Origin of the sequence: Streptomyces sp. NPDC127190 (assembly GCF_042672505.1) — a bacterium.
GTDB lineage: Bacteria > Actinomycetota > Actinomycetes > Streptomycetales > Streptomycetaceae > Streptomyces.
Map to the genome: position 1 here is coordinate 337,779 of NZ_JBHXVE010000005.1, position 17,411 is coordinate 355,189.

Annotated in this window: 11 protein-coding genes; 3 read left to right on the forward strand and 8 right to left on the reverse strand. The window is 71.9% G+C overall.

Annotated elements, in window-relative coordinates:
• Nucleotides 1-359 precede the first annotated feature (359 nt).
• On the reverse strand, nt 360-1,253 hold the full coding sequence (locus ACFVIU_RS11840) for a glycosyltransferase family 2 protein (protein ID WP_385842160.1): 894 nt from the start codon (nt 1,251-1,253) through the stop codon (nt 360-362).
• A 260-nt stretch (nt 1,254-1,513) separates the two neighbouring features.
• On the opposite strand from ACFVIU_RS11840, the gene ACFVIU_RS11845 reads away from it, so the two are divergent.
• Nucleotides 1,514-3,184, forward strand: a complete 1,671-nt coding sequence (locus ACFVIU_RS11845; protein ID WP_385842161.1) for a hypothetical protein — start codon at nt 1,514-1,516, stop codon at nt 3,182-3,184.
• 87 nt (nt 3,185-3,271) lie between these two features.
• On the opposite strand, the gene ACFVIU_RS11850 is transcribed toward ACFVIU_RS11845, so the two are convergent.
• The 5 genes from ACFVIU_RS11850 to metK all read right to left on the reverse strand — a co-directional run bounded on the left by ACFVIU_RS11850 (nt 3,272) and on the right by metK (nt 11,949).
• On the reverse strand, nt 3,272-4,765 hold the full coding sequence (locus ACFVIU_RS11850) for a peptide MFS transporter (protein ID WP_385842162.1): 1,494 nt from the start codon (nt 4,763-4,765) through the stop codon (nt 3,272-3,274).
• Nucleotides 4,766-4,776: 11 nt separating this feature from the next.
• Nucleotides 4,777-6,201 (reverse strand): adenosylhomocysteinase, encoded by a 1,425-nt coding sequence (gene ahcY / locus ACFVIU_RS11855; protein WP_385842164.1) that lies wholly within the window; start codon nt 6,199-6,201, stop codon nt 4,777-4,779.
• Nucleotides 6,202-6,271: 70 nt separating this feature from the next.
• A complete protein-coding gene (metH, locus tag ACFVIU_RS11860) occupies nt 6,272-9,772 on the reverse strand; it encodes a methionine synthase (RefSeq protein WP_385842165.1) in 3,501 nt (1,166 codons plus the stop codon).
• Complete coding sequence (locus ACFVIU_RS11865; RefSeq protein WP_385842167.1) at nt 9,769-10,716, reverse strand: carbohydrate kinase family protein; 948 nt, start codon at nt 10,714-10,716, stop codon at nt 9,769-9,771. The genes metH and ACFVIU_RS11865 overlap by 4 nt, the downstream gene beginning before the upstream one ends.
• Nucleotides 10,717-10,755: 39 nt before the next feature.
• Complete coding sequence (gene metK, locus ACFVIU_RS11870; RefSeq protein ID WP_385842168.1) at nt 10,756-11,949, reverse strand: methionine adenosyltransferase; 1,194 nt, start codon at nt 11,947-11,949, stop codon at nt 10,756-10,758.
• 199 nt (nt 11,950-12,148) lie between these two features.
• Between metK and ACFVIU_RS11875 the strand changes: the two genes are divergently transcribed.
• A complete protein-coding gene (locus ACFVIU_RS11875; protein WP_385842170.1) occupies nt 12,149-13,369 on the forward strand; it encodes an FAD-dependent oxidoreductase in 1,221 nt (406 codons plus the stop codon).
• Between the two features lie 56 nt (nt 13,370-13,425).
• Here the strand turns inward: ACFVIU_RS11875 and ACFVIU_RS11880 are convergent, their stop codons facing one another.
• A complete protein-coding gene (locus ACFVIU_RS11880) occupies nt 13,426-14,796 on the reverse strand; it encodes a right-handed parallel beta-helix repeat-containing protein (protein WP_385842171.1) in 1,371 nt (456 codons plus the stop codon).
• A 117-nt stretch (nt 14,797-14,913) separates the two neighbouring features.
• The gene (locus tag ACFVIU_RS11885; protein ID WP_385842172.1) at nt 14,914-15,666 is read right to left on the reverse strand and encodes an SDR family NAD(P)-dependent oxidoreductase; all 753 of its coding nucleotides are present in this window, start codon (nt 15,664-15,666) and stop codon (nt 14,914-14,916) included.
• A gap of 154 nt (nt 15,667-15,820) precedes the next feature.
• Here ACFVIU_RS11885 and ACFVIU_RS11890 point away from each other — a divergent pair, with 154 nt between their 5' ends.
• Complete coding sequence (locus ACFVIU_RS11890; protein WP_385842173.1) at nt 15,821-17,290, forward strand: MFS transporter; 1,470 nt, start codon at nt 15,821-15,823, stop codon at nt 17,288-17,290.
• The last annotated feature ends 121 nt before the right edge of the window (nt 17,291-17,411 follow it).

The following is a 17,411-nucleotide window of genomic DNA, read 5'->3' on the forward strand; positions in this document are numbered from 1 at the left end:
GACGGGGATCCGCCTTGTCCACAACGGTTTCCCGCCACCTTCCGCCTGCCGGCCCGTCCCGGAACCGCCGGTCCGGCGACCCGTCTCCACTGCCGTCGGCGACTTCCGGCCGGCCGGTCCGCGACCCGCCGACGAACCGTTGGCCACATGTTAGCGATCCGTTGGCGAACCCTGATCTGATCATCGCATCGGACCCGGCGCTACGGCGCGCGCGTATGTCGCGTAACTCGGGGGAGTGTCGCCGCAGGCCTGGTCCGGGGATGTGCAGGGCCCCGGTCGGCGGAGGTGAACGACCGGGGCCCCGTCCCGCTTCCACGGCCCTGGCCCGGCGCCCTCGGACTCCCCGGCCCCCGCCCCCGTCAGATCACCGGCGGTCGCCCCAGCCGGCTCAGCCGCCACACCGTCCGCCAGCGCATCGGCCGCCGCTCACCGGCCGGCTCCCGCAGCCCCTCCAGGAACCCCGCGAACCACGCCTTCAGCCCCGCCGCCGACCGGGTGCGGGCGAGCGTGAGCAGCGTCCACACCCCGAGGTGCACCGGGACGAGCGGCAGCGGCAGCCGGCGCCGGGCGAGCCAGACCCGGTTGCGGGCGTTGACCCGGTAGTAGATGGCGTGCCGGGCCGGTGAGGTCTTGGGGTGCTGGAGCAGCAGCTCGGGGGCGTACAGGATCTTCCAGCCGGCGTCGGCGGCGCGCCAGGCGAGGTCGGTCTCCTCGTGCGCGAAGAAGAACTCGGCGGGCCAGTCCCCGGTCTCGGCCAGCATCGACATGCGCAGCGCGTGCCCGCCGCCGAGGAACCCGGTGACGTACCCGCCGCGCATCGGGTCCGACCTGCCGACCCTCGGCACATGCCGCTGCTGGGTCTCGCCGTGCTCGTCGGCGATGCGGAAGCCGACGATGCCGAGGCGGGGGTCGGCGGCGTACAGGTCGCGGACGCGGCGCAGGACATCGGCGTCGACGAGCAGTCCGTCGTCGTCCAGTTCCACGACGACGTCGACGTCGCCGTACTCCCGCAGCCGGGCGAGGGCGACATTGCGCCCGCCGGGACAGCCGAGGTTCTCGTCCACGTCGATGGTGGTGACCTCGCCGGGCAGGGAGAGGCGGCGGGCGAACTCGGGCAGCCGGCAGCCGTTGCCGACGATCACGATGCGGGCCGGGGCGAGGTCCTGCTTCGCCACGGACTCCAGCAGGGCGTCCACCTCGGCGGGCCGGTTGCCCATGGTCACCACGGCGACGGCGATCCTCGGCTCCACCACGTCCCTCATCCCATCCGGCCGACGACGGCACCCCGCCCTGACCGCGCGGTGCCCGTCGTTCACCAAGATGTTGCCTCGGCTACGGCGGTTGCCCCGGCACCGATCCACTTTGCACCTCTTTTGCGATGCTTCGCCCGAGGCAACGGGGAGAGCGGGGCCCTGCCGGGCCACACACCGCGTTCGTACAACCTTTGCCCGGAGTTGGTGATCTGAGTGGGCGATCGGATCACCTGTGATCGCGGACCCGCCGAAGGAGCACCGTGCCGAGACCTCTGCCCCGCAACGCCCTCCGGGCCGGCGCCACCGCCCTCGCGGCGGGCCTGCTGACCCTGGGCGCGCCCTCCGTCGGCCAGGCCACGGAGACCGCGCAGACACTGGAGTTCACCGACTCCCAGTACGGCAAGCCGCTCCAGGTGAAGCCGTACGACGACCCCGCCTACGACTTCATCAGCGTCCGCAACACCGGCTCGCAGCCGCTGACGGACTTCACCCTGACGTTCGACGCCACGGCCCTCAAGGGGCAGCTGACCCTGTCGGTCGACTCGCCCTGCGTCGAGAAGCAGGATCTGGTCTTCGTCTGCGACGGCGTGAAGCTGAACGGGAACAGGCCGCTCCAGCCGGGCGAGAGCGTGAGCCGCGGCCTGCATTTCAAGACGCTCGCGACCTCCCAGCCCGGCTTCACGGGCGAGGTCCGGGCCTCCGGTGCGGCGGGGAGCACGTCACTCGGCGATGCGACGTTCCAGGCCGGCGTGGCGGACGCGGGTCCGCTCCTCGACCGGAGCAGCCCCTCCAGCACCTGGTCGAAGCCCGGCAAGACGCTGCACCCCTCGATCGGCTTCACCAACTACAGCCGCCGGCCCCTGAAGGGCGTCTACGTCGGCATCCAGCTCACCCAGGGACTCTCCGTCCCCGAGGAGTTCAGCAACTGCGAGTACGGCCACTTCGCCAACCGTGACACCGGGATCCGCTGCTACATCGAGACCCCGGTCACCGCGGGCGGCTCCTACGACCTCGACGAACTCGCGCTCAAGGTGGGCAGCACCGCGGCGGACGAGATCTGGAACGTGGGCGTGTACGAGACGACCGACGGCTACCTGTACAAGAACCAGAAGCTGACCGGCGTCCACCGCGGCACCGGCCGCGCGATGCGTCTGGTGGCGCGGGCCGGCGGCCCCGGGACGTTCGACATGGACAACGGGACCGGCAGGGTCATCGTGGAGAACTCCTTCGACCTCCAGGCGCTGGGCGCCACCGTGCACGGCAAGGCCGGCCAGGTGGTGCAGGCGAAGCTGGGCGTCCGGAACAACGGGCCCGCCTCCATCGACCAGTACGACCGCAGCGACGGCCCCGCCGACGGCCCGTCCTCCGTGACGCACGTGACGGTCCCGCGCGGTACGACGGCGGTGAAGGTTCCGCAGCTCTGCCGCTCGGACGACGACTGGAAGCAGGGCAAGCCCGGCGCCCGGCACTACAGCTGCTTCCAGGACGTGCACGACTGGTACTTCGACGCCGGCCAGGTCACCCCGTTCGTCTTCGGCCTGCGCATCGACAGGCCGGCCGACCTCGCCCCCGGCTCGATCAAGGTGACGATGTCGTCCCCGGACAGCAACACCAAGAACAACACCGCGCCGATCAAGGTGACCGCCGACGGCACCAAGGGCCACGGCTCCGCTTCCTCCTCCGGTGGCAGCTCCACCACCGGCGGCAGCTCCGCCTCCGGCGGCACCGCGGCCTCCGGCGGCACCTCCGGCTCCGCCACGACCGGCTCCGGCACGACCGGTTCCGGCACCGCGGCCGCGGGCGGCACCGCTCAGGGCTCCATGGCCGACACCGGCACCGGCGCGCTGCCCTGGTACGCGGCCGCGGCGGCCGCCGTCGCACTGATCACGGGCGGCACGCTGTTCGTCGTCGCGCGGCGCCGCAAGAACTGAAACCAGATGTGAGACCGGACAGCCGGGACAGCGGGGCAACGTCCCGGCTGCCCCGGCTGTCCCGCGTCGCATCCGACCGGAGCGCTGTCAGACCCCCAGCCTCCGTGCCAGAGACCGAGCCCCGAGAAGCAGCGCCACCCCGGCTGCCACGGCCACCCCGCCCAGCACCAGAAACAGTCCGGCTCCCGGGGTCGACGTCCCCGCGAGCTTCATCGCGTTGCCGCCGAGCCCCGCGCCCAGGGCCGCGGAGAGCCAGAAGACACCGACCACCTGGCTGAGGAAGGGCGCCGGCGCGATGGCTGTGGCGACGCTCATGCCCACCGGGGCGAGGGCCGCCTCGGCGGCGCCGGTGAGGAGGTACGTACCGATGAGCCACAGGGGGGAGACCCGGCCGGCGGAGTGGGCGTGCCAGGCGGCCAGGGCCATCAGGAGCATGGAGGCGCCCATGGCGAACATGCCGAGCGCGAACTTCGCGCTGGCGCTGATGCGCGCGCCGAGACGCAGCCAGAGCCACGCGAAGAAGGGCGCGCACAGCAGGATCGCCAACGGGGTGGCCGACTGGAACCAGCTGGCCGGGAGGCGCAGGCCGAGGATGTCGCGGTCGGTGGCGTCCCGGGCGAACAGGCTGAGCAGCGAGCCCCCTTGGACGTGCAGGGCCCAGAACAGGGCGGAGGCGAGGAAGAGCGCGATGTAGGCGCGCAGGCGGGTCCGTTCGGGTGCGGAGATGTCCCGGTGGCGCAGGAGGGTCCAGAAGCAGCCGACGGGCACGGCGAGGCTGAGGACCGCGACCAGGGCGAGGACGTGCCGGAGGGTGAAGGTGCCGGCCAGCGCGTCCGCGGTGAGGAGCGCGGCCGGTACGGCGATCGCGGCCGTGGAGAGGCGGAGGACGCGGCGGCGCTCGGCCGGCGGGAGCGGGCGGGTGGCCGCGCGGCCGACCTCGCCGAAGGAGGCCGAGCCGCGGACGTACTGCCAGACCCCGAGCCCCATGCCGACCGCCGCGACGCCGAACCCCGCGTGCCAGTTGAGGCCCTCACCGACGCCGCCGACGACCAGGGGCGCGATCAGGCCGCTGATCTGGATGGAGGTGTAGAAGACGGCGAAGCCCGCGTCCCGCTCGGCGGCCGCCTCGCGCGGGTAGAAGGCGCTGAGCAGGCCTGCCATGTTGGGCTTGAGCAGGCCGGTGCCGACGGCGATGAGGAGCAGCCCGACGTAGACCGTCGGCACCGTCGGCAGTGCCATCAGCAGGTGTCCGGCGGCGATGACCACGGCGCCGTACAGGGTCGCCCGGTAGCTGCCGAAGACGCGGTCGCCGAGCCAGCCGCCGGGCAGGGAGGCGAGGAAGATGGCGGCCGTGTAGACGCCGAAGAGCATGCCGGCGTCGGAGTTCGACAGCCCGAGGCCGCCTTCGGCCGCCGGGGCCGAGGCGAACAGGAAGAGGATGGCCAGCATCCCGTAGAAGCTGAACCGCTCCCACATGTCCGTGGCGAACAGGGTGACGAACCAGCGGGGTCTGCCCAGCAGGGTGGGCGTGGGGGTCCCGGACGGTCCGACCGCGGGCCGGACCGTTGCGGACGATGTCATGGCGCGCTCCGTCAGTAGCGGTAGTGGTCAGTCTTGTACGGGCCGTCGACGTCGACGCCGATGTAGGCGGCCTGCTCCGGGCGCAGCTTGGTCAGCTTCACGCCGAGGGCGTCGAGGTGGAGGCGGGCGACCTTCTCGTCGAGGTGCTTGGGCAGCACGTACACGCCGGTCGGGTACGCGTCGGGCTTGGTGAACAGCTCGATCTGGGCCAGCGTCTGGTCCGCGAAGGAGTTCGACATCACGAAGGACGGGTGGCCGGTGGCGTTGCCCAGGTTCAGCAGGCGGCCCTCGGACAGCACGATGATCACCTTGCCGTCGGGGAACGTCCAGGTGTGGACCTGCGGCTTCACCTCGTCCTTGACGATCCCCTCGATCTTCGCCAGACCGGCCATGTCGATCTCGTTGTCGAAGTGACCGATGTTGCCCACGATCGCCTGGTGCTTCATCCTCGCCATGTCCGAGGCCAGGATGATGTCCTTGTTGCCGGTCGTGGTGATGAAGATGTCCGCGCTCTCCACGACCTCGTCCAGCGTGGTCACCTGGTAGCCGTCCATCGCCGCCTGAAGCGCGCAGATCGGGTCGATCTCCGTGATGATCACCCGGGCACCCTGACCCCGCAGCGACTCCGCACACCCCTTGCCGACATCGCCGTACCCGCACACCACGGCCGTCTTGCCGCCGATCAGCACATCGGTGGCACGGTTGATCCCGTCGACCAGGGAGTGCCGGCAGCCGTACTTGTTGTCGAACTTCGACTTCGTCACGGCATCGTTGACGTTGATCGCCGGGAACAGCAGCACACCGTCACGCTGCATCTCGTACAGCCGGTGCACACCCGTGGTGGTCTCCTCCGTGACACCACGGATCTCGGAGGCCAGGGCGGTCCAGTCCAGGGTGCTGGCCTCCAGCAACGCGCGCACCGCGGCCAGTTCCTCGTTGTCGGCGGTGGGCAGCGCACCGGTCTTCTGACGGTCGACGCCCTTGTGGACGAGGAGGGTGGCGTCGCCGCCGTCGTCCAGGAGCATGTTCGGACCGGCGTGGCCGGGCCAGGTGAGGGCCTGCTCGGTGCACCACCAGTACTCCTGGAGGGTCTCGCCCTTCCAGGCGAAGACCGGCACGCCCTGCGGGTTGTCCGGAGTGCCGTTCGGGCCGACCGCGATGGCCGCGGCCGCGTGGTCCTGGGTGGAGAAGATGTTGCAGGACGCCCAGCGGACCTCGGCGCCCAGGGCGACGAGCGTCTCGATGAGGACGGCGGTCTGCACGGTCATGTGCAGCGAGCCGGTGATACGGGCACCGGCCAGGGGCTGCGCCTCGGCGTATTCCTTGCGGATCGCCATCAGGCCGGGCATCTCGTGCTCGGCGAGGGTGATCTCCTTGCGGCCGAACTCGGCCAGGGAGAGGTCGGCGACCTTGAAGTCGGTAAAGGCGGACGGCATCCGGCACTCCTGGGGATCGGGTCGGGCGGGGCTCGGGGCGGGGGTCACGCGGCGGTCAGGGCGCCACGGCTCACCTCGCGTTGAAGTACGTGGCCTCGGGGTGGTGGACGACGAAGGCGTCGGTGGACTGTTCGGGGTGCAGCTGGAACTCCTCGGAGAGGGCGACGCCGATCCGCTCGGGGTGGAGCAGTCCGGTGATCTTGGCCCGGTCCTCGAGGTCGGGGCAGGCGCCGTAGCCGAGGGAGAAGCGGGCGCCGCGGTACCTGAGGGCGAACATGTCGCGGATGTCCTCGGGGTCCTCGTCGCCGAAGCCGAGTTCACGGCGCACCCGGGCGTGCCAGAACTCGGTCAGGGCCTCCGTCAACTGGACGGACAGACCGTGCAGTTCGAGGTAGTCGCGGTAGGAGCCGGCCTCGAAGAGCTCGCCCGCGGCCTGGGAGACCCGGTTGCCCATGGTGACGATCTGGAGGCCGATCACGTCCTGTTCGCCGGACTCCTCCGGGCGGAAGAAGTCGGCCAGGCACAGCCGCCGGCCCTGGCGCTGGCGGGGGAAGACGAAGCGGGTGCGTTCGGAGCCGTCCTCGTCCAGGAGGATCAGCTCGTCGCCCTTGGAGTGGACCGGGTAGTAGCCGTAGACGATGCCCGGCTCCAGCCAGCCCGAGGTCTGCAACCGGTCCAGCCACATCCGCAGCCGCGGCCGGCCCTCGGTCTCGACCAGCTCCTCGTACGAGGGGCCCGTCCCGGCGCGCGAGGCCTTCAGCCCCCACTGGCCCTTGAACAGCGCGTCCTCGTCCAGCCATGCGGCGTAGTCGGTGAGCGGGACGCCTCGGACGATCCGGTCGCCCCAGAACGGCGGTACCGGCACCCGGTTGTCCATCGCCACATCGGAGCGGACGTGTCCGCGACCGGGCTCCTCCGGCTGGGCGACCCGGGCCCGTGCGTGACGCCGCTGCCGCAGTTCGGGCAGGGCCGCGCCCGGGACGCCGCGTTTGACGGCGACGAGGGCGTCCATCAGCTTCAGGCCCTCGAAGGCGTCGCGGGCGTAGCGGACCTCGCCGTCGTAGATCTCGTGCAGGTCCTGCTCCACGTAGGCGCGGGTGAGGGCGGCCCCGCCGAGGATGACCGGGAAGCGGGCGGCGAGCCCGCGCCGGTTCAGCTCCTCCAGGTTCTCCTTCATGATCACCGTGGACTTCACCAGCAGGCCGGACATGCCGATCACGTCCGCGTCGTGCTCCTCGGCGGCGTCCAGAATGGCCGACACGGACTGCTTGATACCGAGGTTGACCACGTCGTAGCCGTTGTTGGACAGGATGATGTCCACGAGGTTCTTGCCGATGTCGTGGACGTCGCCCTTGACGGTGGCCAGCACGATCGTGCCCTTGCCCGCCGCGTTCCCGCCGTCGGCCGTCTTCTCCATGTACGGCTCCAGGTACGCGACCGCGGTCTTCATCACCTCGGCGGACTGGAGCACGAACGGCAGCTGCATCCGGCCGGAGCCGAACAGCTCGCCGACGGTCTTCATCCCGGACAGCAGCGTGTCGTTGATGATCTCCAGCGCCGGCCGCTCGGCCAGCGCCGCGTCCAGGTCGGCTTCCAGCCCGCCGCGCTCGCCGTCGATGATGCGGCGTTCCAGGCGTTCCCCGAGCGGCAGCGCCGCCAGTTCCTCGGCCTTGGACGCGGCCGCGGAGGACGCGGAGACCCCCTCGAACAGCTCCAGCAGCCGTTGCAGCGGGTCGTACCCCTCCCTGCGGCGGTCGTGGATCAGGTCGAGCGCGGCCTCGCGCTGGTCCTCCGGGATGCGGGCGACGGGGAGGATCTTGGAGGCGTGCACGATCGCGGAGTCCAGGCCGGCCCGCACGCACTCGTCCAGGAACACCGAGTTCAGGACCTGCCGGGCCGCCGGGTTCAGGCCGAAGGAGATGTTGGACAGGCCGAGGGTGGTCTGCACCTCGGGATGACGGCGCTTGAGCGTGCGGATGGCCTCGATGGTCTCGATGCCGTCGCGGCGGGACTCCTCCTGCCCGGTGGCCAGGGTGAAGGTCAGGCAGTCCACCAGGATCGAGGACTCCTCGATGCCGTACTCGGTGGTGAGCTGCTCGATGAGCCGCTCGGCGATCGCCGTCTTCTTCTCCGCGGTGCGGGCCTGCCCCTCCTCGTCGATCGTGAGCGCGATGAGGCCGGCGCCGTGTTCGCGGGCGAGTGCGGCGATGCGCCCGAACCGGGTGTCCGGGCCGTCGCCGTCCTCGTAGTTCACCGAGTTCAGCACGGCCCGGCCGCCCAGCATCTCGAGGCCCGCGCGCAGCACCTCCGGTTCGGTGGAGTCCAGTACGACCGGCAGCGTGGACGCGGTGGCCAGCCGCCCGGCGATCTCCCGCATGTCCGCCACGCCGTCACGGCCGACGTAGTCCACGCAGAGGTCGAGCAGGTGAGAGCCGTCCCGGATCTGTTCCCGGGCGATCTCCACGCACTTCTCCCAGTCGCCGGCCAGCATGGCCTCGCGGAACTTCTTGGACCCGTTGGCGTTGGTGCGCTCGCCGATCGCCAGGTAGGAGGTGTCCTGGCGGAACGGCACCGGCTGGTAGAGCGAGGAGGCGGCCGGCTCGGGGCGGGGCCGGCGCGGGGTGACGGCGCGCCCTTGCACCCGCCGGACGACGGCGCGCAGGTGCTCGGGGGTGGTGCCGCAGCAGCCGCCGACGAGCGAGATGCCGTACTCCTTTGTGAACGCGTCATGGGCGTCGGCGAGTTCGTCGGGTCCGAGGGGGTAGTGGGCGCCGTCCTTGCCGAGCACGGGCAGGCCCGCGTTCGGCATGCACGACAGGCCGACCCGGGCGTGCCGGGCCAGATGGCGCAGGTGCTCGCCCATCTCGGCGGGGCCGGTGGCGCAGTTGAGGCCGATCAGGTCGATGCCGAGCGGCTCCAGCGCGGTGAGCGCCGCGCCGATCTCCGAGCCGAGCAGCATGGTGCCGGTGGTCTCCACGGTCACCTGCGCGAAGACCGGCAGGTCGAGCCCGGCCTCGGCGAGGGCGCGCTTGCAGCCGAGCACCGCGGCCTTGGTCTGGAGCAGGTCCTGGCTGGTCTCCACGAGCAGCGCGTCGGCGCCGCCGGCGATCAGGCCCGCCGCGTTGCGCTGGTAGCCGTCGCGCAGGGTCGCGTACGGCACGTGGCCGAGGGTCGGCAGCTTGGTGCCCGGTCCGATGGAGCCGAGCACCCAGCGGACCCGGCCGTCCTGGTGGGCGTCGGCGGCCTCGCGGGCCACGGCGGCGCCGGCCGCGGACAGCTCGAAGATCCGGTCGGCGATGTCGTACTCGCCGAGCGCCGCGTGGTTGGCGCCGAAGGTGTTGGTCTCGACGCAGTCGACGCCGGCCGCGAAGTACTCCTGGTGGACGGCGCGGACGAGGTCGGGACGGGTGACGTTGAGGATCTCGTTGCACCCCTCCAGCTGCTGGAAGTCGTCCGGCGTCGGGTTGGCGGCCTGGAGCATGGTGCCCATCGCGCCGTCGGCGACGACCACCCGGGTGGCGAGTGCCTCGCGCAGCGCGTCGGCGCGCTGCGCCTGGCTGAGGGGGCTCATGGGGCACCCACCGGGCTGGGGGCGATCCGGCCGATCAGCTCCGCGGCGCTCACCCGGTACTCCTGGGTGCCGACGGTCCCCAGGACCTCCGTGGCGAGGGCGCAGCCCAGCCGGGCGGCGCGCTCCGTCGGCCAGCCGCGGCTGTGTCCGGCGAGGAACCCCGCGCGGAAGGCGTCACCGACGCCGGTGGGGTCGACCACGCGGTCGGTGGCCACGGCGGGTACGACGACGGGCTCGGCGCCGGCGCGGGCGATGACGACGCCGTCGGCGCCCCGGGTGGTGAGCCAGGTGCCGACCTGGCCGAGGACCTGGGCCTCGGTCCAGCCGGTGCGGTGTTTGAGCAGTTCGGCCTCGTACTCGTTGGTGAAGAGGAACTCGGCGCCGGTGAGCAGGCGCCGGATCTGCGGCCCGTCGAGGCGGGCGAGTTGCTGGGAGGGATCGGCGGCGAAGGGCAGCCCGAGGGTGCGGCACTCGTCGGTGTGACGCAGCATCGCCTCGGGGTCGTCGGGGGCGATGACGACCAGGTCGAGCCGGCCGACGCGGTCGGCGACGGCGGCGAGCCGCAGCTCGCGGGCCTCGGACATCGCCCCGGCGTAGAAGGTGGCGATCTGGTTCTGGTCGGCGTCGGTGGTGCAGACGAACCGGGCCGTGTGCCGGGTGCGGCTGATCAGGACGGACCCGGTGTCGACTCCGGCCGCCTCCAGCCAGTCCCGGTACTCGGCGAAGTCGCGGCCGGCGGCGCCGACCAGGACCGGGCGCAGGCCCAGCCGGCCGAGGCCGAAGGCGATGTTGGCCGCCACCCCGCCGCGGCGCACCTCCAGTTCGTCGGCGAGGAACGACAGGGACACCTTGTCCAGGCTGCTCTCGATCAGCTGGTCCGCGAAGCGCCCGGGAAAGACCATCAGATGGTCGGTGGCGATCGAACCGGTGACGGCGATGTGCACGGCGGTGCCTCCTTGGGGCAACGGCGACATGGCGGGAGGTCAGGCCAGCGCGATGGCGCGGAGCTTGTCCGCCCGGTCGGTGCGCTCCCAGGTGAACTCGGGCAGTTCCCGGCCGAAGTGGCCGTAGGCGGCGGTGCGGGCGTAGATGGGGCGCAGCAGGTCGAGGTCGCGGATGATCGCGGCGGGCCGCAGGTCGAAGACCTGGTCGACGGCGTCCTGGATCCTCGCCACGGGGACGGTCTCGGTGCCGAAGGTCTCCACGAACAGACCGACCGGCTCCGCCTTGCCGATCGCGTAGGCGACCTGTACCTCGGCGCGGCGGGCGAGTCCGGCGGCGACGATGTTCTTGGCGACCCAGCGCATCGCGTACGCCGCCGAGCGGTCGACCTTGGAGGGGTCCTTGCCGGAGAAGGCGCCGCCGCCGTGCCGGGAGTAGCCGCCGTAGGTGTCCACGATGATCTTGCGGCCGGTCAGCCCGGCGTCGCCCATCGGGCCGCCGATCTCGAACCGGCCGGTGGGGTTGACCAGCAGGCGGTGGCCGGAGGTGTCGATCCCCGCGTCGGCCAGGACGGGTGCGACGACGAACTCGCGGATGTCGGGGGCGAGCATCGTGTCGAGGTCGATGTCGGCGCAGTGCTGGGTGGAGACCACGACGGTGTCGAGACGGACCGCGCGGTCGCCGTCGTACTCGATGGTGACCTGGGTCTTTCCGTCGGGGCGCAGGTAGGGGATGGTGCCGTCCTTGCGGACCTGGGTGAGACGCTGGGCCAGCCGGTGCGCCAGCGAGATGGGCAGCGGCATCAGTTCGGGGGTGTCGTCGCACGCGTAGCCGAACATCAGGCCCTGGTCGCCGGCGCCCTGCCGGCCGAGCTCGTCCTGGACGCCCTCGACCCGGTGCTCGTGGGCCTGGTCGACGCCCTGGGCGATGTCGGGCGACTGGGCGTCGATCGAGACGGAGACGCCGCAGGAGGCGCCGTCGAACCCCTTGACCGAGGAGTCGTAGCCGATGTCGAGGACGGCCGCCCGGACCAGGCCGGCGATGTCGGCGTAGGCCGTGGTGGTGACCTCGCCGGCCACGTGGACCTGGCCGGTGGTGATCAGGGTCTCGACGGCCACGCGGGATGCGGGGTCCTGCGCGAGCAGGGCGTCCAGGACGGTGTCGCTGATCCGGTCCGCGATCTTGTCGGGGTGACCTTCGGTCACGGACTCCGAGGTGAAGAGACGACGGGACACGATTCCTCCGGGTGCTCGGCGGGGCCGTGGGCGCTTGGGTCCGCACAGGGTGGGCGGGAATTCTTCAAGCAGGCTCGAGTTCCGCTCGACGCGGTGGCGGAGCGGGCGCCTCCAGCCAGACCTGAGCGGGACGGCACATGCTGCCCGGGTGCGTACGCGGCAACCACGCGGCGACTTCACGGCGACGAGAGAGGTGTCCATGGCGGTGACGACGAGCCGATCACCCATCCGGGTCCTGGTCATCGGCGGCGGTATCGGTGGGCTCTGCCTGGCCCAGGGGCTGCGGCGCGCCGGTGTCGACGTCCAGGTGTACGAGCGCGACGAGTCGGCCGACGGGCGGCGGCAGGGCTACCGGCTGCGGATCAGCCCCGAGGGCGAGGCGGCGCTCCGGGCCTGTCTGCCGCAGCGGCTGACCGAGCTGCTGGCGGCGACGGCGAACGCCCGCGACGACAGCGGACTGGCCGCCTACGACGAGCACCTGACGGCGCAGTGGGCGCCGGCCTTCGAGGACCCCCGGGCCGGCCGGGACGACAAGATCGATGCCGTGGACCGGGTGACGCTGCGGCGGATCCTGCTGGCCGGTCTGGAGGAGGTCGTCCACTTCGGGAAGAACTTCGAGCGGCTGGAGCGGACGCCCGACGGGCGGGTGACCGCCTATTTCGCGGACGGCAGCGAGGCCGTCGGCGATGTGCTGGTCGCGGCGGACGGCACCAACTCGCGGGTGCGTGGCCGGCTGCGGCCCTGGGACGTGCCGCAGGACCTGGGCATCCGGACGATCTTCTCCCGGATCCCCCGGCGGGAGGCCATCGAGGCCGGGCTGCCGGAGGCACTGCGGGACCGCTTCAGCTATGTGATCGGCACCGACGGCCACCACCTGGGCCTGATGCCGATGCTGTTCCGCGAGCCCCCGTCGCGGGCGGCCGCCCGGCTGTGGCCGGACGCCGGGCTGGAGGACAGCGACGACTACTACATGTCGGTGTTCAACGTGCACCTGGCCGACCTGGGCCTCACCGACGAGGAGTTCTTCGCGCTGAGCGGCGAGGCGCTGTGCGCGCTGGTGGTCGAGCGGACCCGGGCGTGGCACCCCGACCTGCGGGAGATCTTCCGGTTCGCCGACCCCTCGACGTCGTTCGCGGTGGCGCTGCGGGCCACCACGCCCGTGCAGGCGTGGGACGCCTGCCCGGTGGTGCCGCTCGGGGACGCTGTGCACGCGATGCCGCCGTCCGGGGGCGTGGGGGCGAACACCGCCGCGCGGGACGCTGCGGCGCTCAGCGCTCTGCTGACCGCGGTGGACCGCGGGGAGCGCGAACTGGCGGAGGCGGTGCGCGACTACGAGAAGGCGATGGTGGAGTACGCGACCGAGGGGGTGGAGTTGTCCCTGCGGATCGCGGAGTGGTCGATCAAGCGGGCGCAGGGCTGAGACGACGGCAGAGCATCGCCCGGGTACGGGAGGTACCCGGGCGATGCTCCGTGGTGTCAGCGCCTGGTCGCCGGGCCGGTGTCGCCGGCCGGGACCTGGGTGATGTTGCGGTAGACGTTGTTCTTGAAGATGCCGACGGGGTCGTTGATCGTCGAGCCGCCGGGCGCGCCCACGAACGTGTTGTCGTGGTAATTGACCACGCTCTGGCCGTTGTTGCCGATCAGCGCCTTGGCCACCGAGGTGCGGACGGTGTTGCCGTAGAACTCCAGGTTGGTCATGGTGACGCCGCAGCCGTTGAAGATTACCGGGAAGGTGAAGCCGTTGTAGGTGGCGTCGTGGTCGTTGACGCTCTTGTTGTACCGGACGACGACACCGTCGCTCAGCTGGCCGGGCGCGGTGCAGAAGGCCAGGAAGCCGCCGCCGTTGTCGTGGCTGTAGTTGTACTGGTAGGTGACGTCGGAGTTGGCGCCGTCCGCGTCGAAGGCCATCATCGGCGGCGCGGAGGCGCCGTGCGAGACGTCGTTGTGGTCCAGCACGGCCTTGTCGGAGTTCCACACCCAGACGCCGGCGTGGTAGACGGTGGCGCGCAGACCGAAGCCGTTGACGACGTTGTGGTCGATCCTGGGGGCCGTACCGTTCTGCACCACGATGCCGTCGCCGCCCTGGTCCGACAGCCGGTTGCCGGTGATGCGGACGTTGGTCATCGGCACATAGCTGTTCTCGCCGGCCGGGAACAGGGCGCGCTTGGACCACTGGGACTCGGTGGCGATGCCGTAGCCGTCGGTGCCGGAGACGGTGCTGCCGGACACCGTGATGCCGTCGAAGGTGGTCGGCGTGGCCGACCCGGCCGCCTTCAGGACGATGCCGCCGCTGTCCTCGTTGTCCGGACCCGTGCTGTCGATGCCGGTGACGTCGTGCACCTTCACGTTGTCGATGACGTAGTGACTGCCGGTGCCGTAGTCGCTGAGCAGCACGTAGATGCCGGTGCGCGCGGTGGAGTCCGGGGTGGTGGTGTCCGAGACGTCGAGGTTGCGCAGCTCCCAGCCCTGCACGTTGTGCAGATAGACCGTGGCGCGGGCGCCGCCGCCGGCGAGGAACGCGCGGGCGGTGCCGCCGTAGGTGCTGACCGTGATCGGCGCGGCGGCCGTGCCGGAGCCGTGCGGCGCGAGTACGCCGTTGCAGGTGACGCCGCTGCGCAGGAGGATGGAGTCGCCCGGGCGGAAGGTGGTGTCGCCGACCTTGGCGAGCGTGCGCCAGGCGGTGCCGGGAGACGCGCCGTCCGCGGAGTCGTCGCCGGCGGAGCAGTCGACGTAGTACTGCCGGCCGTCGGCGTGCGCGGGGGCGGCCGCGGCGAGCGGGGCGGCGCCCAGGGCGAGGACGGTCGCCGCACTCATCACCGCTGTTCTCGGTATCCGGGTGGATCGCATGCTTGGTGCTCCTTCTGCTTGCGTGCGTGACGCTGTCTCAGCGTGGCTGAGATGGTGTGGTCGCCCGGCCGAGAACCGCTCGAGCCGCAGTCGAACCGCCCTTGAACGCCCTGCCCTTCACCGTCCGCCGGCAGGGTGGATGATCTGGCCGTTGATGTTCCCGTTCGCCGCCGAACCGAGGAAGACGATCAGCCTGGCCACGTCGTCCGCCGTGCTCAGACGACCGCTGGGGGTGTCCGCGACCGCCTTCTCCAGGAGTGCCGGGTCGACCGCGTCGAGACTCTCGGTGAGCGTGCCGCCGGGCGCGACCACGTTGGCGAGCACGCCGTCGCCCGTCCACATCAGGCCACGCACGAAGCCGTGCAGGGACGCCTTGGCGGCGCTGTAGATCTCCGAGCCGGGATTGCCGTACGTCGCCGTCACGGAGGACAGCAGCACGATGCGGCCCCAGCCGCGTTCGCGCATGCCGCCGAGGGCCTGACGCACCGTCCACAGGTGGCCCTCGACGTTCTCCCGGTAGCGGCCCAGCCAGAAGTCCATCGGGAACTGGTGGTACGGCACCATCTCCTCGGGGTTCATCCACACCCAGGTCTGGGCGTTGGCGACCACCACGTCGACACCGCCCCACCGCTCCTCGACGGCGCTCACCGTCGCGGCGATCGACTCCGGGTCGGCCAGCTCGTAGTGGAGCGCGCAGGCGCGGTCGTCGCCGCCGAGTTCCCCGACCAGTTCCTTGGCGGCGTGCTCGGACCGGTGGTACGTGACCGCGACCCGTGCGCCCTCGGCGGCGAAGATCTTCGCGGTGGCCCGGCCGATACCTTTCGTGGCGCCGGTGACCAGTACTCGTTTGTCCGCCAGTCCCAGATCCATGGCATTTCCCCTCGTACTTCGTGCGACGCGGCCCCGTCAGCCGGTCCCGCCCCCACCTTCGACAACGGTGCTCGAGCGCGGCTTGACCGGTTCTGGAGCTGTCGGCCGCACAGTTCGCGCCACATTCGCGTCATCGATCCCGAAAGGTTCGGCCATGGATCCCACTCCCGCGGACAGACTGCGCTGGTACGCCCTCGCGGCGATCCTGACCACCCACTGCATGGACCTGCTCGACGGCATGATGGTGAACACGGCCGCCCCCGCGATCGGCAAGGGCCTGCACGGCAGCTACACCGACCTGCAATGGATGGGCGCCGGCTACGCCCTGGCGTTCGCCTCCCTGCTGATCACCGGCGGCCGGCTCGGGGACATCGCCGGCCGCAAGCGGATGCTGCTGATCGGCACGGCGGGGTTCACCTGCGCCTCGCTGCTGGCGGGACTGGCGGTGAACCCGGAGATGATCATCGTCGCGCGGATCGCGCAGGGGGCCTGTGCGGCGGTGATGGTGCCGCAGGGGCTCGGCATCATGCGCGAGCTGTTCCCGCCGCGCGAACTGCCCCGGGCGATCGGCATGATGGGCCCGGTGGTGGGCATCGCCGCGATCGTCGCACCGGTGCTGGGCGGCGCGCTGGCGACGGGGAACCTGTTCGGTCTCGGCTGGCGCGCGGTGTTCTTCGTCAACCTGCCGCTCGGTGCGCTGGCCCTGTTCGGCGCCGTGCGGTACGTACCCGACCAGCCGCCCGCCGCGGGGGCGTCGCTGCGCCGGCTGGACGGGACCGGCACCGCGCTGGCCGTCGGCGCGATGGTCCTGGTCGCCTACCCGCTGATGCAGGGGCGCACCGCGGGCTGGCCGGCGTGGTGCTTCGCCAGCATGGCGGCGGCGCTGCCGGTGCTGGTCCTGCTGGGCGTCCACCAGGGCCGGCGGGCACGGGCCGGCCGGGTGCCGCTGATCGAGCCGCGCCTCGTCCGCGACGGCAGGTTCGTCGCCGCGCTGGTGGTGGGGGTGCTGTACTACACGGCGCTGAGCGGCATGATGTTCGCGCTCCTGGTGCAGCTCCAGACCGCGCACGGCTTCACCGCGCTGGGCGCCGGCCTGGCCATGGTGCCGTGGACGCTCGGCTCCGCCGTCGGATCGGCCGTCGCCGGGCACCTGCTGGTACGGCGTCTCGGCAGCCTGCGCACCCTGCGAGGCGGCCTCGCGCTGCTGGTCGTCGGGGCGGTCGGGGTGATCGCGGTGGTCTCGCGCAGCCACGCCGTCGGCGCCTGGCAGCTGCTGGCGCCCCTGTCGCTGCTCGGCCTCGGCATGGGCGGCGTGCTGACGCCGTACTACGACATCTCGCTCGCCCTGGTCACCATGGAGCAGACCGGCACCGCCTCGGGCCTGCTCAACTCCTTCCAGCAGCTGGGCAACAGCATCGGCTACGCGCTGCTGGGCACGGTCTTCTTCAGCTCTCTGACGAACACCCCGCAGGGGGCGGACGGCGCCCTGCGCGTCACCTTCTGGGTCGCCGCCGGCCTGCTCGCGGCGGCCTTCGTGACGGCCTTCTGGATGCGTCCCCGCCTCCAGCGGGCCCAGCCCGGCCCGGCCAGCCGGACGGACATGGTCCCGGAGGGCCGGGTGTGAGTCCGGCTCCGGACCGGACCCGCGGGGCCCCCCCGCCCCCCCCCGCCGGGCGCGCGGGCGCGGGCGGCCGGGGGCGGGGGGCGGCGCGGGGGCGCGCGCGCGCGCGCGCGCGCGCGCGCCG

Excerpts from the sequence above, each read along its gene's own strand:
- ahcY (WP_385842164.1), bottom strand. The coding sequence starts at position 6,201 with ATGCCGTCCGCCTTTACCGACTTCAAGGTCGCCGACCTCTCCCTGGCC.
- ACFVIU_RS11850 (WP_385842162.1), bottom strand. The coding sequence starts at position 4,765 with ATGACATCGTCCGCAACGGTCCGGCCCGCGGTCGGACCGTCCGGGACC.
- ACFVIU_RS11880 (WP_385842171.1), bottom strand. The coding sequence starts at position 14,796 with ATGCGATCCACCCGGATACCGAGAACAGCGGTGATGAGTGCGGCGACC.
- ACFVIU_RS11885 (WP_385842172.1), bottom strand. The coding sequence starts at position 15,666 with ATGGATCTGGGACTGGCGGACAAACGAGTACTGGTCACCGGCGCCACG.
- ACFVIU_RS11890 (WP_385842173.1), top strand. The coding sequence starts at position 15,821 with ATGGATCCCACTCCCGCGGACAGACTGCGCTGGTACGCCCTCGCGGCG.
- ACFVIU_RS11875 (WP_385842170.1), top strand. The coding sequence starts at position 12,149 with ATGGCGGTGACGACGAGCCGATCACCCATCCGGGTCCTGGTCATCGGC.
- metH (WP_385842165.1), bottom strand. The coding sequence starts at position 9,772 with ATGAGCCCCCTCAGCCAGGCGCAGCGCGCCGACGCGCTGCGCGAGGCA.